This window comes from Azospirillum sp. FG154, from assembly GCF_057809575.1.
In genome coordinates, this window is the sequence record NZ_JBMDKF010000025.1 from 43,815 (window position 1) to 70,123 (window position 26,309).

The following is a 26,309-nucleotide window of genomic DNA, read 5'->3' on the forward strand; positions in this document are numbered from 1 at the left end:
GCGGTTATCAGACCTACCCTCGCTCGTGGAAGGCGACACGCCATCAACCTGCTGGGGGAACAACAGGGATGAAAGCCACTCTTCTCGCCGCCGCCGCTGTCGGCAGTTTGCTGCTGACCGCCTGCGCGGAACAACCGCAGCCGCCGCGCCCGGTTCCGGTCAAACCGCCCTCGGAAATCGACGGCGTTTGGTATCTTGACCAGAATTGGTCGCAAGACGCGCGCCAGTGGTATTACAACACCACGCAAGGCTCGCAGATCATGCGCTATGACTGGTTCATGGCCTTGCAGGATCCGCAGACCAAGGCGCCCTTCGTCAAAAGCGTGCCGCGTTACGGCTACACCGCCGGCAGCGCCAGCAAATGGAACCCGGATCTGCTGCCGGTCGGCTTCGTCAAGGACACCGACCCGGACAAGACCGAGTGGATCGGCATGACCTGCGCGGCCTGCCACACCGGCGACGTGCGGGTGAACGGCAAGACCCTGCGCGTCGATGGAGCGGTGACGACCGGCGATCTCTATGGCTTCATCAGCGGGCTGAGCGGGGCGGTTCACGCCACCGTCACCGACAACGCCGCCTTTGAGGCGTTCGCCGCCCGCGTCCTCGGCCCGACCGCCATCGACACCCGAAAGATCGCCCTGTTCAACCAGTTGAAGGCGTTCGACGCGACCTTCGCGACCTTCGTCGCGCAGAGCACGCCCGACACGCCGTGGGGGCCGATGCGCACCGACGCCTTCGGCATGATCTTCAACCGCGTGTCGGTGATCGACCTCAATCTGCCGAAGAACAACCGTGCGCCCAACGCCCCGGTCAGCTACCCCTATCTGTGGGACGCGCCGCATCAGCCCTGGGTGCAGTGGAACGGCCTGCTGGCCAACGACAATTCCTTTGAAGCGCTGGGCCGCAACGCGGGCGAGGTTCTGGGCGTGTTCGGCAAGGTCACGCTGACGCCGCCGAAGGACGCCGCGCATTACTATTACAACTCGACAGTGCGCGGGCAGAATCTCGTCGCCATGGAAAACCAGCTCCGCAAGCTGCGTTCGCCGGTGTGGCCCGACAGCATCGCGGGCAACATCAACATCGTGAAGGCGGCGGCCGGTCAGGACGTCTACAAGCAGAATTGCGAAAGCTGCCACGCGGTGTTGCCGCGCGACATGACCTACACCACGGCGCCGATCACCATGGTGCCGCTGTTCAATTGGGCCAAGCCGGATGATCCCAAGGCGGTCATCGCCGCCTTCGGCATGATCTGCGCCAAGGGCGTGGACGCGGCGGTCGAAGCCAAGATGGTCACGGTCAACTACGCCGCCGATCCGAAGATGGCGGTGGACGCCCTGTGCCGCCAGTCGGCCACCGGCGCCATCGCCGGCGTCGCCATGCCGCCGAAGCTGCTGGGCGGCACGCCGCTGAAGGATCCCGATCTGGCCGCGACCCTGCTGTCCAACGCGGTGATCGGCGCGGTGTTCGGCGACATCGCCAAGAACCCCGAACTGATCGGCGACCTGCTGTTGGGCGACGACGCCCCGGCCCCCTGGGCGTCCGCCGCCTCGGCCAACTGGTCGGGTTCCGGCAAGAAGACGGCCAGCAACAAAAAGACGATGGACACCACGCCGCTGGTCACGCCGGGCGCCAAGACCACCGACCAGCATCGCAAACTGGCCACCATCCTGACCGGCGCGGCCAAGACGGTCAGCACCGTCAAGGAAGCGAACAAAACGCCGATGTCCAAGGCCGACGCGGCGGCCAAGGCCGAACAGGATCTGGCCGACACCATCAAGCGTCTGCTGGCCTACAAGGCCCGTCCGCTGGATGGCGTGTGGGCGACGGCGCCGTACATGCACAATGGCTCGGTGCCGAATCTCTATGAAATGCTGCTGCCGGTCGCCGACCGCTCGCCGGTCTTCAAGATGGGAACCATCGCCATCGACCCGGTCAAGGTCGGCGTGGACAGCGCGGCGCCGGAATCCACCTTTGTCTTCGACACGGCCAAGCCGGGCAACCGCAACACCGGGCACGAGTTCGGCGCCAGCCTGACCGACAGCCAGCGTTGGCAGTTGCTGGAGTATCTGAAGACCCTGTGATCCGGTTGGATCGGGGGTGAAATTGGGGCGCGTCGGGCAACTGACGCGCCCTTTTTTGTTTGGAATGAAGCGTCCCCCTTCCGACGCAATGATGATTCAAACAGCCACTTTGGTCTCGCCAACCTTGCATCAAGGGGCCGGGACGTTCACAGTGTTGCTCCATTCTCAGGCAACGCACCCAAAAAGACCTTGTCCCAGTACGATCCGCCCTCCGCCGCCCCGTCCAATTCCCCGCTGATGGGGACGCAGCCGGTGCCGTTCGCCCAGGGATCGCTGTTCGGCGAGGCCGACGCCATCGGCTATGGCTCCAGCCATGTCTATGACGAAATGGTGACGGGCCAGGGGCGACTGCGCCCGCACTGGCAAACCTTCATGAGCACGCTTGGCCCCCTCGACACCGACCTGATGGCGGTTCGCTGGGAAGAGGCGCGGCGGTTGCTGCATCAGAACGGCGTCACCTACAACATTTATGGCGACCCCAAGGGGATGGAGCGGCCTTGGCCGCTCGACATGATGCCCCTGCTGTTGCCCGCCCATGAATGGAAGGCCATCGAATCGGGCCTCATTCAGCGCGCCTCGCTGCTGAACGCCATTCTGACCGACCTGTACGGACCGCAGACGCTCACCCGTTATGGCCGGTTGCCGCCCGCCGTGATTCACGCCGATCCGGGATTCCGCCGGGCCGTGCATGGCATTCGGGTGCCGAACGACGTCCATCTGCATTATTACGCCGCCGATCTGGCCCGCGCGCCCGATGGCCGTTGGTGGGTGCTGTCCGACCGGACGCAGGCTCCCAGCGGCAGCGGCTACGCGCTGGAGAACCGCGCGGTGATGGCGAAGGTGCTGCCCGACAGCTTCCGCCATTGCCAGGTGGAACGGTTGGCCCCCTTCTTCGACACCTTCAAGGAAACGCTTCTGTCGCTCAGCCCGCGCCGGGATCGCCCGCGCGTGGTTTTGCTGACCCCCGGCCCCTACAACGAAACCTATTTCGAGCATGTCTACATCGCCCGCTACCTCGGCATCACGCTGGTGGAGGGGGCCGATCTGACCGTGCGTGACCGGCAGGTGTTCCTGAAAACCCTGTCGGGGCTGGAGCGGGTGGACGTCATCCTCCGGCGGCTCGACGCTGATTTCGCCGATCCGCTGGAGATGCGCTCCGACAGCTCGCTCGGCGTCGCCGGGCTGATCGAGGCGGTGCGCGCGGGCAACGTTGTGGTGGCGAACGCCATGGGATCCGGCCTGATGGAATCCATGGCGATGAAATCATCGCTGCCGACGCTGTGCCGCCATCTGCTGGGCGAAGAGCTGCGTTTGCCCGGTGTGGCGAGCTGGTGGTGCGGCAACGACGCCGAACGCGCCTATGTCATCGACCATCTTGGCGGCCTGGTCATCAAGCCCGCTTTCCCCGCTCTGGGATTCGAGCCGATTTTCGGCGCCACGCTCTCGACCATGGAGCGCAACGCGCTGATCGAAAAGATCAAGCGCCGCCCCTGGTATTATGTGGCGCAAGAACAGATGGCGCTGTCCACCGCCCCGGTCTGGCAAGACGGCAAGCTGCAACCCCGCCCGTTGGTGTTGCGCGTTTTCCTGTGCGCCACCCCCAGCGGCGGCTACACCGTTCTTCCCGGCGGCCTGACCCGCGTGTCGAGCGAACCGGGCCATCTGGTTGTGTCGATGCAGCGTGGCGGCGGCAGCAAGGACACTTGGGTTCTCGCCGCCCGCCGGGCCGAGGTCGCACCCGCGCAACCGCGCGCCGCGTTGGCCACCGAGCCAACCCCCGCCGTCGCCCGTCCCGCCGCGAATGATTTGCCAAGCCGCGTGGCGGACGGGCTGTACTGGCTGGGCCGTTACGCCGAACGGTCGGAGGGCGCGGTTCGTCTGCTGCGCGCGACGCAAAGCCGCCTGACCGACGGCAACACGCCGGGCGCGTCGGCCCAGTTGCGCAGCCTTCTGTCTCTTCTGGCCACCGAAGGCATGATCCCCTGGGAGATGGCTCGCGTGACTGAGACGGGCGGCGGGCGCGGTCTGCGCGACGCGCTTTACTCCGCCGTCGTCGATCCCGAACACCCCAGCAGCCTGCGGGCGCAGGTCGTCCGTTTGCATCGCATCGCCTATTCGGTGCGCGACCGCCTGTCGATGGACATGTGGCGGGTTGTTTCGAGCATCGACCGTCAGAGCAAGCCGCCGAAAATTCGCCTGGACGCCGCAGCCCTTCTTTTGCGAATGGACGACGTGATGACCAGCTTGGCCGCCGTCGCCGGGCTGGAACAGGAAAGCATGACGCGTGGGCCGGGTTGGCGATTCCTGGACGTTGGCCGCCGGATTGAACGGGCGCTGCACATCGTCTCGGTTATGCGCGGCGTGCGCATCGCCGAACTGGACCGCCAGGATGAATCGGTGCAGTCGGCCACTCTGGCCGTGCTGCTGGAGCTGGGCGAGAGCGTCATGACCTACCGCTCGCGCTATCTCACCAGCGTTTATCGGACCCCGGTTCTGGAACTTTTGCTGGCCGACGAGAGCAACCCGCGCGCGTTGGCCTTTCAATTGGCGGCGCTGGAAAGCCATCTCACCGCCCTGCCCAATCTGGGCGCGGGAACCACCGGCGACCCAACCGGCGGCGCGTTGGCCATTGTCGCCGATGGGCGCAAAATCCTGCGAAATTCCGACTCCTTGCGGTCCAGCGACCAGCTTCATACGTTGCTCGACACGCTGGCGATGTCGCTGCCCGACATATCCAACTTCCTCGCACACGCGTATTTCAGCCATGCCTTCGCCCGATCAGCCTGAGTCCGACGAGATGACCCCACCTTCGGCCTCGGACGAGACGAGTTCGTTGCGCTACCGCGTACGCCATGCCACGGCTTATGACTATGGCGAAGACGTGCCGGTGTCCCACCATTTGTTGCATTTGGTTGTGCGTCCACATCCACGTCAACGGGTCCGCCGCAGCCTGTTGACGGTGGAGCCGACGCCCGCCGTGCGCAACGACCGGGTGGATTATTTTGGCAACACCGTCACCTATGTGGCGGTGCAGGAGCCGCATCGGAATTTCACCGTCATCGCCGAGAGCGAGATCGAGGTCTTTGACGCCCCGGCGCTGGACGCCGACGCGACCGCCCCGTGGGAGCAGGTGCGCGATGGCTTGCGCGCGCTGTCCGGTCCGGAGGATGGCGCGGAGATCACTCAATATTGCTTCGACAGCGCGCTTGTCGCCTCCAGCCCAGAATTGTTGAACTACGCCCGCGCTTCGTTTACGCCGGGCCGTCCGGTGGCGGCGGCGGCGATTGATCTGATGATTCGGATCAACGAGGAGTTCGCCTTCGACCCCACGGCGACCACCGTGTCCACGCCAATCGCCGAGGTGATGCGCCAGCGGCGCGGCGTGTGCCAGGATTTCGCCCACGTCATCATTGGTTGTTTCCGCGCGATTGGCCTGCCCGCCCGCTATGTGTCGGGCTATCTGCGCACCCTGCCCCCGCCCGGTCGCGAACGGCTGGTCGGTTCCGACGTCAGCCACGCCTGGGCCTCGGTCTGGTGCGGCGCGGCGGGCTGGCTTGACGTCTGCCCAACCAACGCCTGCGTCGCCAACCGTGATTTCATCACCGTGGCCTGGGGCCGCGATTACGACGACGTCAGCCCGGCGCGCGGCATCCTGGTCGGCGGCGCCGGTCATGGGTTGAGCGTCAGCGTCGATGTGGAGCCGATTGAAGCTTAACCATTTGGCGCAAAGCCGCGCAGGAAACAGCCCCGCCGATGGTCGCATCGGCGGGGCTGTTTTCTTTCCGTCAACCGGATGAACGAACGCCGATCACGCCCCGGTGTGAACCTTGCGGTTTTGTTCGCGCGTCTTCAGGAAGCGCAGCGCCGGGAAATCCTCCTGCGTGCGGTTCATGTGCCAGGCGTTGCGGGCCAGGAAGACCAGCGCGCCGTCGTGATCCTCGGCCAAGGCCGAACGGTTCAGGTCGATGAACTTCTTCAACTGGTCTTCGTCGTCGGTCTCGACCCAGCGCGCCGCGTCCAGCCCGGCGCCCTCGAAGCGGGCGGAGATGCTGTATTCGGCCTCGATGCGCGCGGCCAGAACCTCGAACTGGAGTTGACCGACGACGCCGACCACCCAATCGGCCCCGGTCAACGGCTTGAACACCTGGGACGCGCCCTCTTCGGCGAAATGCTCCAGCGCCTTGCGCAAATGCTTGACCCGCATCGGGTCTTCCGGGCGGACGCGCTGCAACAGTTCGGGCGCGAAGCTGGGCACGCCGGTGAAGCGCAGATCCTCGCCTTCGGTCAGCGTGTCGCCGATGCGCAAACTGCCGTGGTTGGGAATGCCCATGATGTCGCCGGGCCACGCCTCTTCCGCCACCTCGCGGTCGCGGGCCAGGAACAGCACGGCGTTGTTGACCGCCATCAGCTTGCCGGAACGGATGTGCTTCAGCTTGGCCCCGCGCCTGTAGCGGCCCGAACAGATGCGGACGAAGGCGATGCGGTCGCGGTGGTTCGGGTCCATGTTGGCCTGAACCTTGAACACGAAGCCCGTCACCTTGTCTTCGTCGGGCTGGACCACGCGCGGGTCGGCGGGCTGCGGGCGCGGCGGCGGGGCGTTTTCCGCCAGACCGGACAGCAGCTCGCGCACGCCGAAATTGTTGATCGCCGAACCGAAATAGATCGGCGTCAAGTGACCGGCCCGGTAAGCCTCCAGATCGAAGGGCGGCATCAGGCCGCGCGCCATCTCCACCTCTTCGCGCAGCTTGGCGGCGGCGTGGGCGGGCAGCAGCTCGTCCAGGCGCGGGTCGTCCAGGCCGTTGCACTCGATGCCGTCGTCGATCTCGTCGCCCTTGCTGCGGTCCATCAGGATCAGCCGGTCACGGATCAAATCGTAGCAGCCGAGAAAATCGCGGCCCATGCCGATGGGCCAGCTCGCCGGAGTCACCTCCAGCGCCAGGGCGCTTTCGATTTCCGAAATCAGCTCGAACGGGTCGCGGGCCTCGCGGTCCATCTTGTTGCAGAAGGTGATGATCGGCACGTCGCGCAGACGGCAAACCTCGAACAGCTTCAGCGTCTGGGTTTCGATGCCCTTGGCCCCGTCGATCACCATGACGGCGCTGTCCACGGCGGTCAGCGTCCGGTAAGTGTCCTCCGAGAAATCCTCGTGGCCCGGCGTGTCGAGCAGATTGAAGGTGCGCCCGTCATAGTCGAAGGTCATGACGGAGGCGGTCACGGAAATCCCGCGCTCGCGCTCCACCTTCATCCAGTCGGACTTGGCGCGGCGTTGCTCGCCGCGCGCCTTCACCGCGCCCGCCATCTGGATGGCGCCGCCGAACAACAGCAGCTTTTCGGTGAGGGTTGTCTTGCCGGCGTCGGGGTGCGCGATGATGGCGAAGGTCCGACGCCGGGAAACAGCGTCCTGAAGCTCGGACATGCGCGATTCCCGTGACTGAAGAGGCAAACGAACGAAAGGGGCCGACAGGCGGTTCGCGCCCGTCTGGCCCCTTGGCGTTCTTCATAGCAGCGGATGGGTCAGCTTTCCAGCGCTTTGGCGGTCGAACACCGTTCTCACCGCGTGTTGCCAGCCGTGCATCAACGCATCATGATTCAAAATTCGGATAAAGGCCATCAACGCAAATCATGTAGCACAAGCTTGGATCAGGAGACTTGTCGCGCAAATCAGGCAATGTGAATTCTCTTTTGCCGCGTTCCTTACTCCATTTTGTCCAAACCAAAGAGTGAAGAAATTCAAGCTGCCTATTGTTCTCATAATTTATGGTCTGCCCTTCACACCGCAGGAAGCCATACGGAACGCGATCATAGGCGAACAGAACTATTTGCCCGATAGAAAATTCAGACATCGCTTCTATCCTTCTGCGCAACGTGTGATAACTCGGCGAGTTTTTAGAGAAAACCCATCACACACATTAAGCGGAAGAAAATTATTTCTTTCAAACAACAATAAGAGACAAAAGGAGACACTTTATGACAACAACACCCAGCGGGTGAGAAGCGCCCACCCGCCGGGAGAATTGTACAACCGCCTTACAGATCCAACTCGGCGATCTGCACCGCGTTCAGCGCCGCGCCCTTCAGCAACTGGTCGCCGCAGACGAACAGGTCGAGACCGTGATCGCCGAACACCAGATTGGCGCGGATGCGGCCAACCTCGACGTCATACTGGCTGGCGGCGGTCAGCGGCATCGGGTAGACGCCGTTGGCCGGATCATCGACCAGCTTCACGCCCGGCGCATCGGCCAGAACGGCGCGGGCGGCGTCCGGCGTCACCGGCTGGATCGTCTGGATGGTGATCGCTTCGGAATGGGCGCGGTAGGTCGGGATGCGCACGGCGGTGCAGCTCAGCGGCAGATCCGGGATGCCGAGGATCTTCCGCGTCTCCCACGTCACCTTCATCTCTTCCTTGGTGTAGCCGTTGTCCTGGAAGGCGTCGATCTGCGGGATCAGGTTGAAGGGGATCGGGTGACGGAACACGCTGTTCGTCACCGGACGGCCTTCCAACTGGTTGCGCGTCTGCTCTTCCAACTCGGCCATGCCCTCCGCCCCGGCGCCGCTGGTCGCCTGATAGGTGGAGACGATGACTCGGCGAAGGCCGAACGCCTTGTGCAGCGGGCCAAGCGCGACGACCGCGATGGCCGTGGTGCAGTTGGGGTTGGCGATCAGACGACCGCCGCCCTGGAAGGCGTGGGCGTTGATTTCCGGCACGATCAACGGGATGTTGTCGTCGTAACGGAAGGCCGAGCTGTTGTCGATGACCAGCGCGCCCGCCGAGGCCAGCGTCGGGGCGTGCGCCTTGGCGAAATCGCCCGACACCGCCAGCAGCACGACGTCATAGCCCTTGACCACGTCGGCGTCGAAGGCCTGAAGCGTCTTGGCGCCGTAGGGGGTCTCCTGCACCTTGCCCGCGCTGCGTTCCGACGCGAACAGGCCCAGTTCGCTGACCGGGAACTTGCGGTCGTGCAGAACATTGACCATTTCGCGGCCAACGGCGCCGGTGGCGCCGACGATGGCGACGCGACGGGGGGCAGCGTTGCGGGGAGCGGGGTTGCTGCTGTTGCTCATCTCGGGGTTCCGTCCTTTGTCTGTCCTGTTGTGGACCGGACCGCAGACCCCAGAAACGACGAGGCCCCGTCCGTGTCCGGCGGGGCCTGCTCGTGGGTGAAACGCTGGTCGAACCGATCAGCCCATGCCACGAGGCAGCCCGCCGAAGCGAGTCGCTTTTTTCGTAGTCATGGTGGTGGTCGCGATGCGGATCATGATGGCGTTTTCTTAACGGAACGCGCGGGGCTTGTAAAGCGCCCGCGCGCGCCATTGCGTCAATTTTAGCGGAAGCCTTCGCCCTCGTGCGTCGGCTTCACCGGGTGAACGTCCCAGATCTCCGTCGCATACTCGTTGACCGTGCGGTCGGACGAGAACCAGCCCATGCAGGCGGTGTTGATGATGGCCTTGCGGGTCCATTCCTCGGAATCGCGGTAAAGCTGCATCGCCGCGTCCTGCGCCCGGCAATAATCGGCGAAGTCCGCCGTCACCAGGAAATGGTCGCCGCCGTCGGTCAACGCCTGGAGGATCGGCTGGTAGCGGTTGCGGTCGTCCGGCGAGAAGGCGCCGGTCGCGATCATGTCCAACGCCCGCTTCAGGGCGGGGTTCGACGCGATCACCTCGCGCGGGTTGAAGCCGCCGTTGGCCCGCAAATCATTCACCTCTTCGGCGGTCAGGCCGAAGATGAAGATGTTGTCGGCGCCGACCTGCTCGCGGATTTCCACATTGGCGCCGTCGAGCGTGCCGATGGTCAACGCGCCGTTCAGCGCCAGCTTCATGTTGCCGGTGCCCGACGCCTCCATCCCGGCGGTGGAGATCTGTTCAGAAATGTCGGCCGCCGGGATGATGATTTCGGCGGCGGTGACGTTGTAGTTGGGCAGATAGACCACCTTCAAATTGTCGTGCACCGACGGGTCATGGTTCACCACCTTGGCCACGTCGTTGATGAGTTTGATGATGAGCTTCGCCATGTGATAGGACGGTGCCGCCTTGCCCGCGAAGATCTTGGTGACGGGCACCCAGGAGACGGTGGGGTTGTCGCGCATCTCGTTGTAGAGCGCCACCGTGTGCAGCACGTTCAAAAGCTGGCGCTTGTATTCGTGCATGCGCTTGACCTGCACGTCAAAGATGCTGTCGATCTGCACCTCTTCGCCGGTCTGCCGGGCGATGTAGGCGGCCAGACGCTTCTTGTTCTTGCGCTTGGCCCGGCGGAATTCCTCGCGGAACACCACGTCGTCGGCCTTTTCCTTCAGCGCCGCGATCTGGCCGAGGTCGGAAATCCAGCCATCGCCGATGCGCGAGGAGATCAACTCCGACAAGGCCGGATTGGCCTGCTTCAGCCAGCGGCGCGGCGTGATGCCGTTGGTCTTGTTGGTGATGCGGTCGGGGAATTCCGCGTGGAAATCGGCGAAGACCGTCTCTTTCATCAGCTCCGTGTGCAGGGCCGACACGCCGTTGACCTTGTGCGAGCCAAGGAAGGCGAGGTTGCCCATGCGCACCCGGCGGTCGCCGCGTTCGTCGATCAGCGACAGATGCGACAGTCGGGCGTTGTCGCCCGCCGCCTTCGCCTTGGAACGGGTGAGGAACTTGGCGTTGATTTCATAGATGATCTGCATGTGGCGCGGCAAAATCCGCTCCACCATGCGCACCGGCCAGGCTTCCAGCGCCTCGGGCAACAGGGTGTGGTTGGTGTAGGCGAAGGTCGCCTGGGTGATCTCCCAAGCCTTCTCCCACCGCAGCCCATGCTGGTCGATCAACAGCCGCATCAATTCGGCGATGCCGATGGCCGGATGGGTGTCGTTGAGCTGAATCGCCGCCTTGTTGGGCAGATTGTCAAAGCTGGTGTGGTGTTGCAGATAGCGGCGCAGGATGTCCTGCAACGAGGCGGAGGTGAAGAAATACTCCTGCTTGAAGCGCAGCTCCTTGCCGATCTCCGTCGCGTCGTTGGGGTAGAGGACGCGGCTGAGATTCTCCGACAGGATCTTTTGCTCCACAGCCTTCATATAGGCGCCTTCGTTGAAGTGCCCGAAATTGAAGTCGCTGGTGGCGCGCGCCGACCACAGGCGCAGCGTGTTGATGGTGTCGCCGCCATAACCGACCACCGGCGTGTCATAGGCCATCGCCAAGACACGTTCGGAATCCACCCAGCGATAGGCGCGTTCGCCGACGCTGTCGCGGAACTCCTCGACCCGACCGTAGAACTGGACCGGATAGAGCACCTCGGGGCGGGCAAACTCCCACGGGTTGCCGAATTGCAGCCATTGTTCAGGATGCTCGACCTGCCAGCCATTTTCAAAGCGCTGCTCGAACAGGCCGAACTCGTAGCGGATGCCATAGCCGTAGCCCGGCAGGCCTTGCGAGGCCATGCTGTCGAGGAAGCAGGCGGCCAGACGGCCAAGGCCGCCGTTGCCCAGCGCCGCGTCCGGTTCGGAATCGACCACGTCGTCCATCGACAGGCCCAGCCGGTCGAGCGCCTGACGGCATTCGTCCATGATGCCCAGGTTGGACAGGCTGTTGGTCAGCAGGCGACCGATCAAGAATTCAAGAGAAAGATAATATACGCGCTTGGCGTCCTCGTGATAATAACTGCGGGTCGTGTCCATCCAGCGGTCGACGACGCGGTCGCGCACCGCCAAGGCGACGGTGTGGAACCAGTCGCGCCGGGTGGCGGCGCGGGCGTCCTTGCCGACCGAATAGACCAGCCATTCCAAAAAGGACCGCTTCAGGCTGTCGACATCCAGACTGCGGCGTTCGATGTCACGGGATTTGTACCGAGCGTCCATGTCTTGACTTTCTGCGTTGAAAGGCCAACCGGAGCGAACGGCTGCGGGACGACGCTCCTTGACGGTGGAAGAGTGGGCGGAGTTGGTTAAGCAAAGCTTTCCGAATTCAGAAGCGGCAAGGCTTCCCCTGTGACGCAAAGGGAGTAAGGTTGCGACCGCTTCCCGTTTTCGACCTTACAACGATGCGTCACGAAATCGCTTCTGTCCACTGCGCTGCAACACCGCTGTCGTTTCGGCGCGCGGTGGTGTCCGATCTGCCCGCGTTGCTGCTCATCGAAGCCGTCAGTTTTCCGACGGATCGGATGACCGTGCGCAATTTCCGCTACGCGATCACCCAAGCGAAGGGGGCCTGCATGGTCGCCTTGCGGGATGAACGGGTGGTCGGTTATGGCCAGATCGCCGTCCACGCCCGCACGCCAATTGGACGGCTCTCTTCCTTCGCGGTGCACCCCGAACGCCGCCGGTCGGGGATCGCTCGCGCGCTGCTTGGCGCGTTGGAGGATGAGGCGACGACGCTGGGTTGCCGCACGGTTCGGTTGGAGGTTCGGCGGGACAACACGGCGGCGTTGGCCCTCTATCTGCGCACCGGCTATGTCCAGTTCGGCCTGTATCCCGATTATTATGAGGATGGCATGACGGCGCTGCGGTTGGAAAAACGCCTGCCGGAAACGCCGACAAATCGCCGTACGGAATCATTTCGCAACCGGATATGCACTTACTCATAAACGATGGTTTCTTATCAGGAATGGTTTTCGTTGAAAGGGTTAACGCGCCCAAAGCGGGTTCCGTCGCCGACCTCCGTTGATCGCTTCCCCATTTTTTGAATGCGCCGCAGCGCGGGTTCGGTTATCGGATCCTGACTGGACCGGAATTGATTGAAATGGGTGGGCATGGCGCGCAAGCGGGCGGAGCCGAGCATCCTGCTCGGGCCAATTCTCTATTTCCGGGGCGAGCAGCGGGATCGCTGGTGGCTGTCCGCTCTGTTCATCCTGGATGGCGAGGTCGAACCGGACGATCTGCGGGTGGAGGGCGTCACCCTGCCCGTTCCGCCCCGCCACGTCACCGTGTGGCGCAACCGCCATGTTTGGCGTTTTGATTTCGCCGTGCCGCGCGGGATTCAGGACAGCAACCTTGCCTATGGATTTCCCGACGGGCCATCCTGGAGCATCGTTGTTCCGGGCCGCTTCTCACACCCGCGCATCGCCTTTGTGTGCGGAGCCGGAATGATTCCACCGCCCGTTTCAGGCGAAAACCCTTCCTCTCCCGCCCCCCTCTGGCCCGAGTTGCTCCGCCAGCATGAAACGGAGCGTTACCACCTGTTGGTCCAGGGCGGCGGTCAGATCGACGGCGAGGCTGTGCTCGCCGCCTCGCCGCTGCTGACCGCGTGGCGGGGCGAGCCGCGCGCCGTTCGGACCGCTCATCCCTTTTCCCCCAGCATGGCCGAAGAGCTGGTGAACGCCGGTTTCGACCGTTACTTGCGTCAATGGGGGCAGGCTGACGTGGCGGAAGCGCTGGCGCGCATTCCGTCGGTCATGATGTGGGACGACGCCGACATCGCCGATGGTTGGGGCGCAACGCCGGACAGCGAAGCGACCAGCAAGGTGATGCGCGGCGTCTTCATGGCGGCCCGGCGCAACTACGCGCTGTTCCAACTGGGGGCTGTGATCGAAGCGCCGCCGGATTGCGCCTGGGGAGCCGCCCGCGCCACGATGACTCAAGGATTCCATCTGGGCGACACCGGCCTGCTGGCCCTGGATCTGCGCAGCGAGCGCAACCGACGACGTGTGCTGTCCGAGCGCAGTTGGACCATGCTGCCAGGTTGGTTGGATCGCTTCGAGGGGTGCCGTCATCTGATCGTGATGACTGGAACACCGCTGTTGATCCCGGCCACGGCGGGGATCGAGCGCCTGACGGACTGGCTGCCCGGCTTGTCCGGTTTGACCCGCCGTTTGAGCGACCAATGGCGCAGCCGCAGCCATGTGGCCGAGTGGGCGCGCCTGATCGAGACCTTGACCGGTTTTTCCCGTCGCACCGGCTGCCGGATCACCATTCTGTCGAACGGATCGGGTGTCGGCGGGCGCGGTGTGCTGCGGGGCGCTGGGGTGGAGTTGTGGCAGTTGCTGGGCTTGTCTCTCGCCGCGCCCTCGCCGTCTGGTTGGCGTCGGCACGCTACCGAACGGCTGGCCGCTCAGGGCGAACACCCCCTGCCCGGCCATCGCCTGGAGATGCCGGTGTTCCGCGAGAGCGGGCGGCGAACCATCGCCAAGCGCGGCTGGCTTTCGCTGTCCGCCGACGACAAGGGACAACTTCACGCGCGTTGGGTCGCCGAAGGTGACGCCACGCGCTACAGCCAAGCAATTTGACGAGAGCGCTGTCGCGAGAAACAACGCTCATCGTTCGACGATGAACAGCAAGCCAGGAACGCCAACGCCCTTTTCCCGACGCGGCGTGCAAGATTCCATCAGGCGAACTGTTAGACCTGCGGCGTCGGCCATGGCCCGGACATAACCGTCGGCGTGCGCGTAGCGCCGGGTGGGACCGAGCGTGAAGCTCTCCTCCCCCTCGGCCGCGCGCTCCACCGTCGCGGCGAAGCGTCCGCCAGGAACCAGCGCCTTGGCCGCCGCCTGAAACACCGGGGCCAAGTCGCCGATGTAAACCAGGACGTCGGCGGCGACCAGCAAATCCCAGGCCTCCGCCGCCTCATCCAGCGCCGCCACCACGTCGCCGACGCTAAGACGGTCGTAGAGCGCCCGGTCGCGCGCCTTGTCCACCATGCGCGGCGACAAATCGACCCCAGCGAGGAAGCGCGCCACCGCACGGAACGACACGCCGGCAAGCCCAGTGCCGCAACCAAGGTCAAGCACCCGCAAATCAGGGGCCGTTCCGATCTGGTCCACCGCCGCTTTCAGCAGTTCAGGCGCGGCGTAGCCGAGCTTGCCCAACAAATCCCGGTCAAAACGGTCAGCGTAGCGGTCGAACAGCGCGCGGACATAAGCCGCCGACAGATCCGCCCCCTCCCCAGCCTCCAACGCCAGAATGGCCGGAACGCTTCCCAGCGCGTCGTCTGGGTCGAGATCGCGGGCGCGGCGCAGGGCTGTCAACGCCTTCTCCGGTTCGCGCAGCGCGATCCACGCTTGTCCGCTGGCGTGGTGCAACGCCGGATCGTCCGGCAGACGCCGCGACAGCGGTTGCAGCAGCTCCACCGCCGCCAGAGCGTCGCCGCTGGCGGTCAGCGCCTCGGCCAGTTCCAAAGCAGCTTCGGCGTCGTTGGGGCGCAAGGCGACGGCCTCGCGATACTCGGCCAGCGCCGCGTCGGCCTGTCCGGCGGCTCTGAGCGCGCGGGCGTGGCCCAGGCGAACCGGAGCGGAATCGGCTCGCTCCGCCGCCAACTCCGAAAATATTGTCGTGGCCGCCGCCACCTTGCCGCAACGCCGCAAGGCCTCGGCCCAACTCAAACGCCACATCCAGGAGCCAGGATCGAGCGCCGCCGCGTGGCCATAGGCGCGCGCCACCGCGCAATTTTTTTCCGCGACGCGGCAATCATCCGTCGAATCGATGATCGAGTCGCTCAGAGAATCCGCCAGAGCCGCCCACGCCTCGCCATGGCCTGGATCGACGGCGACCGCCCCGCGAAAGGCGTCAGCCGCGCCCGCCGGATCGGCGGCGTAAAGACGCTCGTACCCCCGCTGAAACAGAGCCTCGATCAAAGCATAAGGCGGCGTTCCGCCGATGGACGGGTCCGATGGCACGGGGCGTGATCCTGGTTGAGGTGATCTGTTGAAGCGGGTTTGATCGCCCGTCACACAGGACGGCGGCAACGCCGCGTAGGACGGTCAAAAGCCGAAAAAAGAGCGGCTCAGCTTATTGCCCGATCATGCTGCACCGCGCAAGGGGGGCCTCAAAATGATTCCAACGTGTGATTCTGGCGACACGCGGTCGCAGGGGGGCAATTTTTATCAGGGGGATATTCACGATTGCGACGAAGTTGCACTCTTTCTGGATACATAATCATATTCAATGAGTTAGCGATAATTTCCAGAGGGGATTCGCCCGTCCATGAGCGCCTCCTGCCGCCTCCACCAACCAGGGGGACGGTATTACCAGGGCGTAATTGAGTTGACGATGGCTCAAATTTTTGGAAATGTTGCCCCGGCGTCCGATTGGGAGGCGTCAAACTTTGGGTAGGAGGCGGTTGCCGTAAGCGACTCGGCGACCGGAACAAAGACCCCGAGCAGGGGGTCAACAGCCACCGTTTGACACGGGGCGCCAGACTGAGGAGGTCGGGGATGCGAGGACGAAAACAGCGCGCACGCGCCACATTGGGTGGTGGAGTCGCTCTGGCTGCCGGACTCTTGATGGCTCCGCTGACGATCACGTCAGCCCAGGCGCAAGAAAGCTGCGTGACCCACGCGGTCGAAGCCGAGCAGCAACTGAACATTCCCTCTGGATTGCTCGTGGCGATTTCTCTGGTCGAAAGCGGCATTGACGGCGCCCCTCACCCCTTCGCGATGAGTCTGCAAGGCCGCGCTTATTTCGCCCGCAACGTCAATGACGCCGTTAAGCAGCTCCGTGACCGCAAAGGCAAAATCCGTTCCAACGTGTATGTTGGTTGCATGCAGTTGTCGCTGGCGTCGCATCGCGGCCAGTTTCAGCCTCTCGAACGCATCGTCGAACCCCGTGACAACGTGTTTTACGCGGGCAAACTTCTGGTCCGCCTCCATGGGGAAGAGGGCAACTGGAAAACCGCTCTGATCCGCTACAACGGCGGCTCCACCCACAGTTCCCAAGCCTATGTCTGCAAAATCTGGCAGCATCTGAGCGATCTTGATCCGCAAAGCGCGAAACTTCTCGCCTCGTCTCGTTGTGAAGACAGCGATCCTGTCAGCGTCGCCCCCAAAACACGCCGCAGCTTCCAGAACGCGCAGCAGGTTGCCGCAATCGATTGACGCTGCTGACCGATCTCTGGCTTGGCCAAGGTCGTCGGTTGAGTTTTTAAAGACATATCTGGCATGGTTCGGCGTGATCGGGTAAATCCCACTTCATGAACTATCGCCACATCTTCCACGCGGGCAACCCGGCCGACGTTATGAAGCACGCCGTCATGGCGTTGATCCTTGAGCATTTGCGCGTCAAGCCCGCCCCCTTTTGCGTGCTCGACACTCATGCCGGGATTGGTCGCTATGACCTGACCTCCGAAGCCGCCCAAAAAACTCTTGAGTATGAGGACGGCATTGGTCGCCTGTTTGGCGCTCCCTCCCCTCATCCAACTCTCACGCCCTATCTCGACGCGGTGGCGGCGATCAACCCTGATGGCGTGCTGCGCGCCTATCCGGGATCACCCCGCATCGCCCGCGCATCGCTGCGCCCGCAAGACCGTCTTGTGCTGAGCGAGTTGCACCCAGACGACGCCCGCGCGTTGCGCCGCGAGTTCCGCGACGACCCCCAGGTCGCCGTCCACGAGATTGACGCCTACGTCGCGCTGAAAGCCCATTTGCCGCCCAAGGAAAAGCGTGGCCTTGTCCTGATCGATCCGCCGTTCGAGCAGCCGGATGAATTCGCCCGCATGGCCGAGGGCTTGGCCGCCGCGCATCGTCGCTGGCCGACCGGAATCTACGCCTTGTGGTACCCGATCAAGGAGCGAGCGGCGGTCTGGCGCTTTCAAGAGGCGGTGGAAAAGACGGGCATTGGCAAGATCCTGTTGGTCGAACTGACCTGGCGTCCTGAAGACACCCACCTGCGCCTGAACGGCTCCGGCCTGTTGATCGTCAATCCGCCCTGGCGGTTGGATGAGACGTTGAAGGAGACGCTGAACGCCCTGCACGCCGTCCTGCCAACCACTGGCGGGGGCGTATCGGTCAGTTGGCTGGCGCCGGAAGCCTGAAAACAAACAGGGCGACGTCGTGGATCGCCGCGACGTCGCCCTGTTTCGTGTTCATCAACCCGTCAACCGTTGGGCCGACCGTTGCCGAAACGAGCCAAAATTTCCCCAGCTATGCCGCGCCGGAACAGCAGCACGCAGGTGACAAAGATCGCGCCGATGACCACGGGAACCGGCAGGTTGGTCGCCGCCAGATAATTTTCCAGGGCCACCACCAGCGCCGCGCCGACAACCGGACCGGTCAGGGTGCCCATGCCGCCCAGCAGAGTCATCAACACCACCTCGCCCGACATTTGCCACTGCACATCGGTCAGAGTCGCAAGCTGGAAGACAATCGCCTTGGTTCCACCCGCCATGCCCGCCAGGGCCGCCGACAGAACAAAGGCCAGCAGCTTGTAACGATCGGTGCGATAACCCAACGAAACGGCGCGCGGCTCATTCTCACGAATCGCCTTCAAGACTTGCCCAAAGGGGGAATGAACCGTCCGCCAAATCACCGCGAAGCCAAACAGGAACACGCCCAGCACGAAATAATACATGGTGAAGGGATGGTTCAGGTCGAACAGACCGAACAGCGTGCCGCGCGGCACCGCCTGGATGCCATCCTCGCCGTGGGTGAAGGGCAGTTGCAGCGCCAGAAAGAACACCATCTGCGACAGAGCCAGCGTGGTCATGGCGAAATAGATGCCTTGGCGACGAATGGCGATGCCGCCAAACACCAGACCCATGCCCGCCGCCGTCACCGTTCCCAGCAAGATTCCAAGCTCCGGGGACAGCCCCCAAACCTTCACCGTGTGAGCGGTTATGTATGCCGCGCCGCCAAAGAAGGCGGCATGACCAAAGCTGAGCAGGCCGCTGAAACCGATCAGCAGATTGAAGGCGCAGGCGAACAGCGCAAAGCACAGCACCTTCATCAGAAAAACCGGGTAGAACGCGAAGGGCGCCACAAGCAGAAGCGCCAAAGCGGCCAGCCCAATCAACCGGCCCATCGGCACGCCGCCGCCGCTGACGGCGACGGTTGCGGCTCCGTGCGAAGGAAGGCTCATGGCTTACCTCTCTCGTCCGAACAGACCAGCGGGCTTAATCATCAGCACCACGGCCATAATCACAAACACCACGATGTTGGACGCTTCGGGGTAAAAGACCTTGGTCAACCCCTCCAGCAGCCCCAAGCCATAGCCGGTCAGAACCGCGCCCAGAATTGATCCCATGCCGCCGATGACGACCACGGCGAACACCACGATGATGAGGTTCGATCCCATCAGCGGGCTGACCTGATAGATGGGCGCCGCCAGAACGCCCGCCAGACCAGCCAGCGCGACGCCAAAGGCGTAGGTCAGCGTGACCATGCGCGGCACATTGATGCCGAAAGCCTGAACCAGCACCGGATTTTCCGTTGCCGCCCGCAAATAGGCTCCCAGCTTGGTCTTTTCGATGGCGACCCAGGTGCTGACGCAGACGATCAGAGAGGCCACCACCACCCAGGCGCGATAATTCGGCAGAAACATGAAGCCGAGATTTTGCCCGCCGCGCAGCGCGTCCGGAATCGGATAGGGCTGTCCCGACACGCCATACAGATGACGGAAAGCTCCCTCAATCATCAGGGCGCAGCCGAAGGTCAGCAGCAGCCCGTACAAATGGTCCAGCTTGTAGAGGCGCGCCAGCAAGGTTTTCTCAAGAGCCACGCCGAACAGCCCGACAATGATCGGAGCCAGCAGCAGTGCCCACCAATAGCCAATCCCCAATTGAGTCATCAACAGCCAACACACGAAGGCGCCCATCATGTAAAAGGCGCCATGGGCGAAGTTGATGACGTTCAACATGCCGAAAATCACCGCCAGCCCCAGGCTGAGCAGCGCGTAAAAGGATCCGTTAATCAACCCAAGCAGCAACTGCCCGAACAGCGCCTGTGGCGGAATGCCGAAGATGCTTCCCATCATAACCGTCGATCTCCCCCGCGTGTCCCGCCCATCGCCGCAGTCGCGGATCAACGGGCGGGGCGCGTCACATCACACCTTCATGACCGGCGGTTCGCTTACTTCGCGGCGAGTTTGCAACCGCTTTCCTCAACGGTCGCGAAGGCTTCCGAACCGGGAATGGTGCGCAGAATCTGGTAATAATCCCACGGTCCTTTCGATTCGGACGGCTTCTTCACACGCGCCAGATACATGTCGTGGACCATGCGACCGTTGGGCAGGATTTTGCCGTTCTTGGCGAACATGTCGTTGACCGGCATCTCTTTCATCTTCGCGGCGACCGTCGGGCCATCATCGGCGCCCGCCGCTTCAATGGCCTTCAGATAATGACGAACGGCGGAATAGCTGCCCGCCTGCACCATGGTCGGCATCTTGCCGAATTTCTCGAAAAACTTCTTCGACCAGGCGCGCTTCTCGTCGTCCATGTCCCAATAGAATCCGGTGGTCAGCACCAGATCCTGCGCCACCGAAAGCCCCAGCGCGTGCACGTCGGAAATGAACAGCAGCAACCCGGCCAATTTCTGATTGCCGCTCTGGGTCAGGCCGAATTCCGACGCCTGTTTGATCGAGGTGATGGTGTCGCCGCCAGCGTTGGCCAAGGCGACGATCTTCGCGCCCGAAGACTGCGCCTGAAGCAAGAAGGACGAGAAGTCGGACGTGTTCAGCGGATGGCGCACCGCGCCAAGCACCTGTCCGCCCGCCTTCTTGACCTCGGCGGCGGTGTCGGCCTCCAACTGATGCCCGAACGCGTAATCAGCGGTCAGGAAGTACCAACTGTTTCCGCCTTCCTGCACCAAGGCGCGCCCGGTGCCGACGGCCAGCGCATGGGTGTCATAGGCCCAATGGAAGCCGGTCGGCGAGCAGGCGTCGCCCGACAGGCGCGATGTCGCCGGACCTTCCATCAGAAAAATCTTTTTCTTCTCGCGGGTGATTTCCTGAACCGCCAGCGCGACGCCGGAGTTGGGAACGTCGACGATCACGTCAACGCCGTCCTGGTCGATCCATTGCCGGGCAATGTTGGAACCGATGTCAGGCTTGTTCTGGTGATCGGCGGTGATGATCTGGATCGGCTTTCCAAGGATTTTGTTGCCGAACTCCTCCGCCGCCATACGGGCGGCGACCGCCGAGCCTTCACCGCCAAGATCGGTGTACAGGCCAGAGCGGTCGTTGAGAACGCCGATCTTAACCATATCGCCCGAAAGCCCTTGGGCCGACACCGCGCCAGCGGTCACAGCGGCTCCAATGGTCAAGGCGGTCAGCGCGGCGCCAGCCAGAAGACGTGCGTTCATGAGTGTGTTTCCTCCCCCTCAGCGATTCTTAGGTGTGGTTCCTGGTCAATCGTCGGAAACGATCATCGAAAACACCGGGCGGTCGTCCGGCGCGGAAAATCCGTTTCATACGAAACGGGTTGGCCGTGTCGCGCCACCCTTTCACGCACCACTATGCAGGCGCATCACCTTGTAAGCGAAGCGGAATTTCAGCCCAAGCAACAAATTTCATAAAGTCTCGCGCCGCCAACGGCCTTTTGCATCCGCAGGTGTATGGAGCCTGACGTCATCGCGCCTGAGCGCAAAACGCGCGCAAACGAACACGCCCCCGCACCGGTCGGCACGAGGGCGTGTTCATCATCATGGCGTGGATGGAGCCAACCGAACCTTGATGGCGGCTGAGACTTCGCGTCAGGCGGCGGACGTCATTGGGAACCCGCTGTAATCCAGGGAAGCCGACCAAAAACGCTCCAGCTTGCGCAGCGTTTCGTTGGTCTTGTTCAATTCCTCATCGCTGAAGCCAGCCTTTTCCAGCGCGGTCAACTGACGCTCAAACATTAGGCTGATCTTCTCACGCAGGTCCAAGCCCTTTTCCGACAGGCGCACACGCACCGACCGACGGTCGTGCGGCGAGCGCTCCTGCCCGAGATAGCCGTTCTCGACCATCTTCTTGACGTTGTAGGACACGTTGGAGCCAAGGTAATAGCCGCGCGCGGTCAATTCGCCGACCGTCATCTCATCTTCGCCGATGTTGTAGAGAATCAGGCTCTGGACGTTGTTGATGTCCTGGATCCCCAGCCGATCCAGTTCGGTCTTGAGCACCTCGAGGAAATGGCGGTGAAGCCGCTCGATCAACAGGATGCTTTCATAATAGGGTTTGCGCACCGCGGTCTCCTTTGGCTCTAACCGGACGATCCCCGCGCAAGGACGTTACCGGAACCTTAAGGCCAGATTAACCGATCATTCGTCGTCAATCATCTTAATAATTCTGGAAAAATTGCCCTTTCCACCGTCGCATTGTGGGGCAAAACGCACCGTGTCTGCGACGCGAAAACCGAACGTTCCTTGCGGTTCCCCTCTCGGAACGCCCGGTTTTGCTCCACCCGATTCAGGCGGGGAAGACCAGATCGCCGCCTGCCGGTTCGGCGAAATGGCGAGCCACATCCGCCGGACCGACCTCCGCCAGATCAGCGGGCGACCATTTCGGGTTCCGATCCTTATCCACCAGCGCGGCGCGGATGCCTTCGTAAAAATCAACGCCGCCTAGAAAGGCGATGCTCAAACGCAGTTCCTGCACCATGCAGCCGTCAAAATCGAGCGACGCGCCTCGGCGGATGGCCTCCAGCGTCACCTTCAGGCTGGTCGGCGACACGCGCTTGAGCGTCGCCAGTTGCCCGTTGGCCCACTCGTTCCTTTCCGCCGTCAAGGCCTGAACGATCTCCTCAACGCTGTTGAAGGCGTAGCAACGATCCACCGTCGCGCGATGAATGGCGTTGGGAGCGTCGCCAGCCGATTCCTTCACTTTGGCGATGGCGTCATCCGGCGAGGTCCCAGCGGCCAGATCAGCGATCAGGGCGTCAAGCTTGCTGCTGGGAACGAAGGCGTCGGCTGCGCCGATCGCCAACATGTCCGCCGCCTTCAGTCGGTCGCCGGTCAGTCCCAGCCAAGTTCCTGTCTCACCCGGCAGGCGCGGCAAAAAATAAGTCCCGCCGACGTCCGGGTACAGGCCAATGCCGGTTTCCGGCATGGCGAACAGCGTGCGCTCCGTCACAATGCGGTGGGTGCCATGCTCTGACAGACCAACGCCGCCGCCCATCGAAATGCCGTCGATCAACGCCACATAGGGTTTCGACAGACGCTTGATGAGGCGATTGAGGATGTACTCTTCGCTGAAAAAAGCGCGGATGGTCGAACCATCGCCGCTTCCAGTCCGCGCCGCCTTGCCCGCCTCGTAAAGGCTGACGACGTCGCCACCGGCGCAAAACGCCTTTTCGCCTGCGCCTTGGATGACCACCGCCTTCACCTCGGGATCGGCGTTCCAGGCGCGCAGTTGTGGGTCGAACAGCCGAATCATGCCGAGCGTCAGAGCGTTCAGCGCCTTCGGGCGGTTGAGCGTGACCAGGGCGATGGCGCCACGGCGTTCAAACAGGATCTCAGCGTTGTCGCTCATTGGTTTGATTTTTCTCGGTTATTGACAGAAAAACGGGCGTGGCGTGGTGAGCCGACCCGCATCCGGTGTTTCCTCCGGGGGACCGAACAGCATGATGATACGGGACAGCGCGCCGCTGTCAAATCAACCATACGCATGCGGATGTTTCGGCGACAACCTCCCTTTCTGGCGGTCAGGTCTTGGCAGGCTTCATCCACGTCCTCATCTGTGGCGTGACGCGCGGGAGGCCGCGCGCGCAGGAAAGCCACGCTATGAAGGTTGCCGTCATTCTCAACCGATCAGCGGGATCGCTGGTGGATCAACCCGTGGACGACGTCATCGTCATGATTCGCCAAGCCTTCGAGCGGCGCGGGGCGGAGGTGGACGTCCAGGCGGTTGTCGGCGCTGATTGCGCCGCCGTCATCGCCCGCGCTCTGGCGTCAGACTCCGACATGATCGTGGTCGGCGGCGGCGACGGCACGGTGCACACCGCCTTGCGGTTGGCCTTGCCAACCGGCAAGATTGTTGGCGTCCTTCCCTTGGGCACTCTCAACATGTTGGCCCGTGATCTTAACACGCCGCTTGAAATTGAATTGGCGGTGGAGGCGTTGGCGGACGGCCAAGTTCGATCCATCGACGTCGCCGAAGTGAACGGCGATCCCTACCTCAACAGTTCGGTTCTTGGTTTCTATCCCGCCGTGGTGCGAGAGCGGGAACGGCATCGTCGCCTGCACCGTTTGTTGAAATGGCCGGGAGCCGCCATGGCGCTCGCCAAGACGCTCTACCGTCTGCCCATGCTCGACGTGCAGATCGACTGGGGCGAAGGCTTGCGGCATGTACGGACTCCGGTGCTGGCCGTCTCCAACAATCTGTACGATGATGGTTTCGGCCTGTTGCTGCGTCGAACGGCTCTGGACAGCGGCCAGTTGGGCGTCTATGTGGCGCGCGAGCGCAACGCATTGGCGATGCTGCGCCTGATGGGGCGCTTGGTTCTCGGGCGCTGGCGGCAAGACGAAGCGCTGGATTGCTTCGCCGTCAACCGCTTGACCGTCACCAGTCGTCGCCACGCGCTGAGCATGGTCAATGACGGCGAGGTCAAACGGTTGAACGCGCCCTTGCATTATAAGATTCGCCCATCGGCGCTGAGGGTTCTGGCTCCACGTTGATTCGTTGCATGAGGGTGGAATGAAACGTCTGGCCCACATCTCCGACCTGCATTTTGGACGAATCGACCCGCAGGTCGTGGATGGGCTGTTGCGCGATCTGACCATCCAACGCCCCGACCTGATCGTGATTTCCGGCGATCTGGTGCAGCGGGCCAAACCAAGCCATTTTGCGGCGGCGCGGGACTTTCTGCAAAGGCTCCCCTTTCCCTATCTGGTGACGCCTGGAAATCACGATATACCTGTGTACAATCTGCTCAAACGCTTCACCGATCCGTTTAAGCTGTACCGCCGCTACATCACCAGCGATCTCAGCCCCTTTCACGTCGATGACCAGATCGCGGTTCTGGGGCTCAACACCGCCCGCGCCTTCATTTTGGATTTTTCCGCCGGACGACTGAACCGCGCGCAGATCGCCCGCATCCGCGACGTCTTCGATCCGCTGCCCAACCACCTGTTCAAGGTGCTGTTCACCCATCACCCCTTTCTGCCGCCGCCCAACGCGCCCAACACCCGTCTGGTTGGTCGGCGTCGGCTGGCCATGCCCGCCTTGGAGCGTTGCGGCGTCGATTTGCTGCTGGCTGGCCATCTGCACCTCGCCTATTCGGGCGACATCGCCCACCCCCACCCGCAAAGCGCTCGCTCCATCCTGGTGGCGCAGGCGTCCACCGCCACATCGACCCGGCTTCGCGGCGAGGCCAACGGCTATAACCTCATCACCATCGCCCCGCCGCGCGCATCCTTTCAGGTGCGCGCATGGGACGGCGAGGGGTTTGCCAACGGGCCTCTGTCGGATTGGCGCAAGGACGGCGATTGCTGGATCTTGCCGGGAACGGGCGATGCGCGCCCGTCAAGCTGACGCTGTGGTTGAGTTCGGCACGAGCGGGGGCGTAGGATCGCAAACCCGTTTCCAAGAGCGTTGTGGTTCTCCGATGCCGATCTCCGTCCCCGCCTCCTTCCCGCGCACCCGTTTGCGGCGCAACCGCGCCGACGCCTGGACCCGGCGTCTGGTCGCCGAACACACGCTGACGGTCGATGACCTGATCTGGCCTGTTTTCGTGATCGAGGGGGAGAACCGGCGCGATCCGGTCCTGTCGATGCCTGGCGTGGACCGCATGACCATCGACCTGCTGTGCGACGCGGTGGTGGAAGCCGGATCGCTTGGCGTTCCCTGCGTCGCCCTGTTCCCGGTGGTGGGATCGGAGGTCAAATCGGAAGACGCTGCGGAATCCTACCGCCCCGACAATCTGATGAACCGCGCCATCCGCGCGCTGAAGGCGGCGGCCCCCGACGTCGGCGTGTTGTGCGACGTGGCGCTCGACCCCTACACCAGCCACGGCCACGACGGCATCCTGCGCGACGGCTACATCCAGAACGACGAAACGGTCGAGATTCTGGCCCGGCAAGCCTTGTCTCAGGCCGATGCTGGAGCCGACATCGTCGCGCCGTCGGACATGATGGACGGACGCATCGGGACCATCCGCGACCGGCTGGACGCCAACGGGCATGAGTTGGTGCGCGTCTGCTCCTACGCGGCGAAATACGCCTCCGCCTTTTATGGGCCGTTCCGCGACGCGGTGAACTCCGGCGGCTTCCTGAAGGGCGACAAGAAGACCTATCAGATGAACCCCGCCAACACCGACGAGGCGCTGCGCGAGGTCGCCCACGACATTCAGGAGGGCGCCGACATGGTGATGGTCAAGCCTGGCCTGCCTTATCTGGACGTCATCCGCCGGGTGAAGGACGCCTTCGCCATGCCGACCTTCGCCTATCACGTCTCGGGTGAATACGCGATGCTGCGCGCGGCCGCGATCAACGGCTGGCTGGATTACGACAAGGCGCTGATCGAAACGCTGACCGGCTTCAAGCGCGCTGGCTGCGACGCGATCTTGACCTATGGCGCGGTGGACGCGGCAAAGCTGTTGCGCCAACGCTGAGCAAATCAGGCGCGCATTTGAGCAAATCAGGGCCAC

20 protein-coding genes are annotated in these 26,309 nt (G+C 63.2%); 10 read left to right on the forward strand and 10 right to left on the reverse strand.

The window, feature by feature from the left end; all coding sequences use genetic code 11:
* Nucleotides 1-68: 68 nt before the first annotated feature.
* The 3 genes from ACODS4_RS22635 (at nucleotide 69) to ACODS4_RS22645 (ending at nucleotide 5,796) form a co-directional block, all read left to right on the forward strand.
* Nucleotides 69-2,081 (forward strand): di-heme-cytochrome C peroxidase, encoded by a 2,013-nt coding sequence (locus ACODS4_RS22635; protein ID WP_488867814.1) that lies wholly within the window; start codon nucleotides 69-71, stop codon nucleotides 2,079-2,081.
* Between the two features lie 252 nt (nucleotides 2,082-2,333).
* The gene (locus ACODS4_RS22640; RefSeq protein ID WP_488867816.1) at nucleotides 2,334-4,868 is read left to right on the forward strand and encodes a circularly permuted type 2 ATP-grasp protein; all 2,535 of its coding nucleotides are present in this window, start codon (nucleotides 2,334-2,336) and stop codon (nucleotides 4,866-4,868) included.
* Between the two features lie 10 nt (nucleotides 4,869-4,878).
* Nucleotides 4,879-5,796: a transglutaminase family protein gene (locus ACODS4_RS22645; RefSeq protein WP_488867818.1), complete on the forward strand. Its 918-nt coding sequence runs from the start codon at nucleotides 4,879-4,881 to the stop codon at nucleotides 5,794-5,796.
* Nucleotides 5,797-5,889: 93 nt separating this feature from the next.
* Here ACODS4_RS22645 and ACODS4_RS22650 read toward each other — a convergent pair whose 3' ends face one another.
* From ACODS4_RS22650 to ACODS4_RS22665, 4 genes are all read right to left on the reverse strand, one after another.
* Nucleotides 5,890-7,497: a peptide chain release factor 3 gene (locus tag ACODS4_RS22650; RefSeq protein ID WP_488867820.1), complete on the reverse strand. Its 1,608-nt coding sequence runs from the start codon at nucleotides 7,495-7,497 to the stop codon at nucleotides 5,890-5,892.
* 166 nt (nucleotides 7,498-7,663) lie between these two features.
* Nucleotides 7,664-7,924, reverse strand: coding sequence for a phage tail protein (locus tag ACODS4_RS22655; RefSeq protein WP_488867822.1), 261 nt, complete (start codon nucleotides 7,922-7,924; stop codon nucleotides 7,664-7,666).
* Nucleotides 7,925-8,108: 184 nt separating this feature from the next.
* The gene (locus tag ACODS4_RS22660) at nucleotides 8,109-9,143 is read right to left on the reverse strand and encodes an aspartate-semialdehyde dehydrogenase (protein ID WP_488867824.1); all 1,035 of its coding nucleotides are present in this window, start codon (nucleotides 9,141-9,143) and stop codon (nucleotides 8,109-8,111) included.
* A 260-nt stretch (nucleotides 9,144-9,403) separates the two neighbouring features.
* Complete coding sequence (locus tag ACODS4_RS22665) at nucleotides 9,404-11,902, reverse strand: glycogen/starch/alpha-glucan phosphorylase (protein WP_488867825.1); 2,499 nt, start codon at nucleotides 11,900-11,902, stop codon at nucleotides 9,404-9,406.
* 245 nt (nucleotides 11,903-12,147) lie between these two features.
* On the opposite strand from ACODS4_RS22665, the gene ACODS4_RS22670 reads away from it, so the two are divergent.
* Nucleotides 12,148-12,627 (forward strand): GNAT family N-acetyltransferase, encoded by a 480-nt coding sequence (locus ACODS4_RS22670; RefSeq protein ID WP_488867826.1) that lies wholly within the window; start codon nucleotides 12,148-12,150, stop codon nucleotides 12,625-12,627.
* Between the two features lie 165 nt (nucleotides 12,628-12,792).
* On the forward strand, nucleotides 12,793-14,265 hold the full coding sequence (locus tag ACODS4_RS22675) for an alkaline phosphatase D family protein (protein ID WP_488867827.1): 1,473 nt from the start codon (nucleotides 12,793-12,795) through the stop codon (nucleotides 14,263-14,265).
* Nucleotides 14,266-14,292: 27 nt separating this feature from the next.
* On the opposite strand, the gene ACODS4_RS22680 is transcribed toward ACODS4_RS22675, so the two are convergent.
* Entirely contained in the window at nucleotides 14,293-15,651 is a 1,359-nt protein-coding gene (locus ACODS4_RS22680) for a tetratricopeptide repeat protein (protein WP_488867829.1), read from the reverse strand.
* 606 nt (nucleotides 15,652-16,257) lie between these two features.
* Between ACODS4_RS22680 and ACODS4_RS22685 the strand changes: the two genes are divergently transcribed.
* Both ACODS4_RS22685 and ACODS4_RS22690 read left to right on the forward strand, forming a co-directional pair.
* The gene (locus ACODS4_RS22685; protein ID WP_488867831.1) at nucleotides 16,258-16,848 is read left to right on the forward strand and encodes a transglycosylase SLT domain-containing protein; all 591 of its coding nucleotides are present in this window, start codon (nucleotides 16,258-16,260) and stop codon (nucleotides 16,846-16,848) included.
* 95 nt (nucleotides 16,849-16,943) lie between these two features.
* Nucleotides 16,944-17,783: a 23S rRNA (adenine(2030)-N(6))-methyltransferase RlmJ gene (locus ACODS4_RS22690; protein WP_488867833.1), complete on the forward strand. Its 840-nt coding sequence runs from the start codon at nucleotides 16,944-16,946 to the stop codon at nucleotides 17,781-17,783.
* Nucleotides 17,784-17,845: 62 nt separating this feature from the next.
* Here the strand turns inward: ACODS4_RS22690 and ACODS4_RS22695 are convergent, their stop codons facing one another.
* The 5 genes from ACODS4_RS22695 to ACODS4_RS22715 all read right to left on the reverse strand — a co-directional run bounded on the left by ACODS4_RS22695 (nucleotide 17,846) and on the right by ACODS4_RS22715 (nucleotide 23,194).
* Nucleotides 17,846-18,769, reverse strand: coding sequence for a branched-chain amino acid ABC transporter permease (locus ACODS4_RS22695; protein ID WP_488867889.1), 924 nt, complete (start codon nucleotides 18,767-18,769; stop codon nucleotides 17,846-17,848).
* 60 nt (nucleotides 18,770-18,829) lie between these two features.
* The gene (locus tag ACODS4_RS22700; protein ID WP_488867891.1) at nucleotides 18,830-19,717 is read right to left on the reverse strand and encodes a branched-chain amino acid ABC transporter permease; all 888 of its coding nucleotides are present in this window, start codon (nucleotides 19,715-19,717) and stop codon (nucleotides 18,830-18,832) included.
* 98 nt (nucleotides 19,718-19,815) lie between these two features.
* Entirely contained in the window at nucleotides 19,816-21,045 is a 1,230-nt protein-coding gene (locus ACODS4_RS22705) for an ABC transporter substrate-binding protein (RefSeq protein ID WP_488867835.1), read from the reverse strand.
* 390 nt (nucleotides 21,046-21,435) lie between these two features.
* Nucleotides 21,436-21,909, reverse strand: a complete 474-nt coding sequence (locus ACODS4_RS22710; RefSeq protein ID WP_298370974.1) for a MarR family winged helix-turn-helix transcriptional regulator — start codon at nucleotides 21,907-21,909, stop codon at nucleotides 21,436-21,438.
* Nucleotides 21,910-22,132: 223 nt separating this feature from the next.
* Entirely contained in the window at nucleotides 22,133-23,194 is a 1,062-nt protein-coding gene (locus tag ACODS4_RS22715; protein ID WP_488867837.1) for an enoyl-CoA hydratase/isomerase family protein, read from the reverse strand.
* Between the two features lie 251 nt (nucleotides 23,195-23,445).
* Here ACODS4_RS22715 and ACODS4_RS22720 point away from each other — a divergent pair, with 251 nt between their 5' ends.
* The 3 genes from ACODS4_RS22720 to hemB all read left to right on the forward strand — a co-directional run bounded on the left by ACODS4_RS22720 (nucleotide 23,446) and on the right by hemB (nucleotide 26,273).
* The gene (locus ACODS4_RS22720) at nucleotides 23,446-24,339 is read left to right on the forward strand and encodes a diacylglycerol kinase family protein (RefSeq protein WP_488867839.1); all 894 of its coding nucleotides are present in this window, start codon (nucleotides 23,446-23,448) and stop codon (nucleotides 24,337-24,339) included.
* 19 nt (nucleotides 24,340-24,358) lie between these two features.
* Entirely contained in the window at nucleotides 24,359-25,195 is an 837-nt protein-coding gene (locus ACODS4_RS22725) for a metallophosphoesterase family protein (RefSeq protein ID WP_488867841.1), read from the forward strand.
* A 73-nt stretch (nucleotides 25,196-25,268) separates the two neighbouring features.
* Complete coding sequence (gene hemB / locus ACODS4_RS22730) at nucleotides 25,269-26,273, forward strand: porphobilinogen synthase (protein WP_488867843.1); 1,005 nt, start codon at nucleotides 25,269-25,271, stop codon at nucleotides 26,271-26,273.
* The last annotated feature ends 36 nt before the right edge of the window (nucleotides 26,274-26,309 follow it).

Coding starts and splice junctions, on each gene's coding strand:
- ACODS4_RS22635 (WP_488867814.1), top strand. CDS start 69: ATGAAAGCCACTCTTCTCGCCGCCGCCGCTGTCGGCAGTTTGCTGCTG.
- ACODS4_RS22645 (WP_488867818.1), top strand. CDS start 4,879: ATGACCCCACCTTCGGCCTCGGACGAGACGAGTTCGTTGCGCTACCGC.
- ACODS4_RS22650 (WP_488867820.1), bottom strand. CDS start 7,497: ATGTCCGAGCTTCAGGACGCTGTTTCCCGGCGTCGGACCTTCGCCATC.
- ACODS4_RS22655 (WP_488867822.1), bottom strand. CDS start 7,924: ATGTCTGAATTTTCTATCGGGCAAATAGTTCTGTTCGCCTATGATCGC.
- ACODS4_RS22660 (WP_488867824.1), bottom strand. CDS start 9,143: ATGAGCAACAGCAGCAACCCCGCTCCCCGCAACGCTGCCCCCCGTCGC.
- ACODS4_RS22665 (WP_488867825.1), bottom strand. CDS start 11,902: ATGGACGCTCGGTACAAATCCCGTGACATCGAACGCCGCAGTCTGGAT.
- ACODS4_RS22675 (WP_488867827.1), top strand. CDS start 12,793: ATGGCGCGCAAGCGGGCGGAGCCGAGCATCCTGCTCGGGCCAATTCTC.
- ACODS4_RS22685 (WP_488867831.1), top strand. CDS start 16,258: ATGGCTCCGCTGACGATCACGTCAGCCCAGGCGCAAGAAAGCTGCGTG.
- ACODS4_RS22690 (WP_488867833.1), top strand. CDS start 16,944: ATGAACTATCGCCACATCTTCCACGCGGGCAACCCGGCCGACGTTATG.
- ACODS4_RS22695 (WP_488867889.1), bottom strand. CDS start 18,769: ATGGGCCGGTTGATTGGGCTGGCCGCTTTGGCGCTTCTGCTTGTGGCG.
- ACODS4_RS22700 (WP_488867891.1), bottom strand. CDS start 19,717: ATGGGAAGCATCTTCGGCATTCCGCCACAGGCGCTGTTCGGGCAGTTG.
- ACODS4_RS22705 (WP_488867835.1), bottom strand. CDS start 21,045: ATGAACGCACGTCTTCTGGCTGGCGCCGCGCTGACCGCCTTGACCATT.
- ACODS4_RS22715 (WP_488867837.1), bottom strand. CDS start 23,194: ATGAGCGACAACGCTGAGATCCTGTTTGAACGCCGTGGCGCCATCGCC.
- ACODS4_RS22720 (WP_488867839.1), top strand. CDS start 23,446: ATGAAGGTTGCCGTCATTCTCAACCGATCAGCGGGATCGCTGGTGGAT.
- ACODS4_RS22725 (WP_488867841.1), top strand. CDS start 24,359: ATGAAACGTCTGGCCCACATCTCCGACCTGCATTTTGGACGAATCGAC.
- hemB (WP_488867843.1), top strand. CDS start 25,269: ATGCCGATCTCCGTCCCCGCCTCCTTCCCGCGCACCCGTTTGCGGCGC.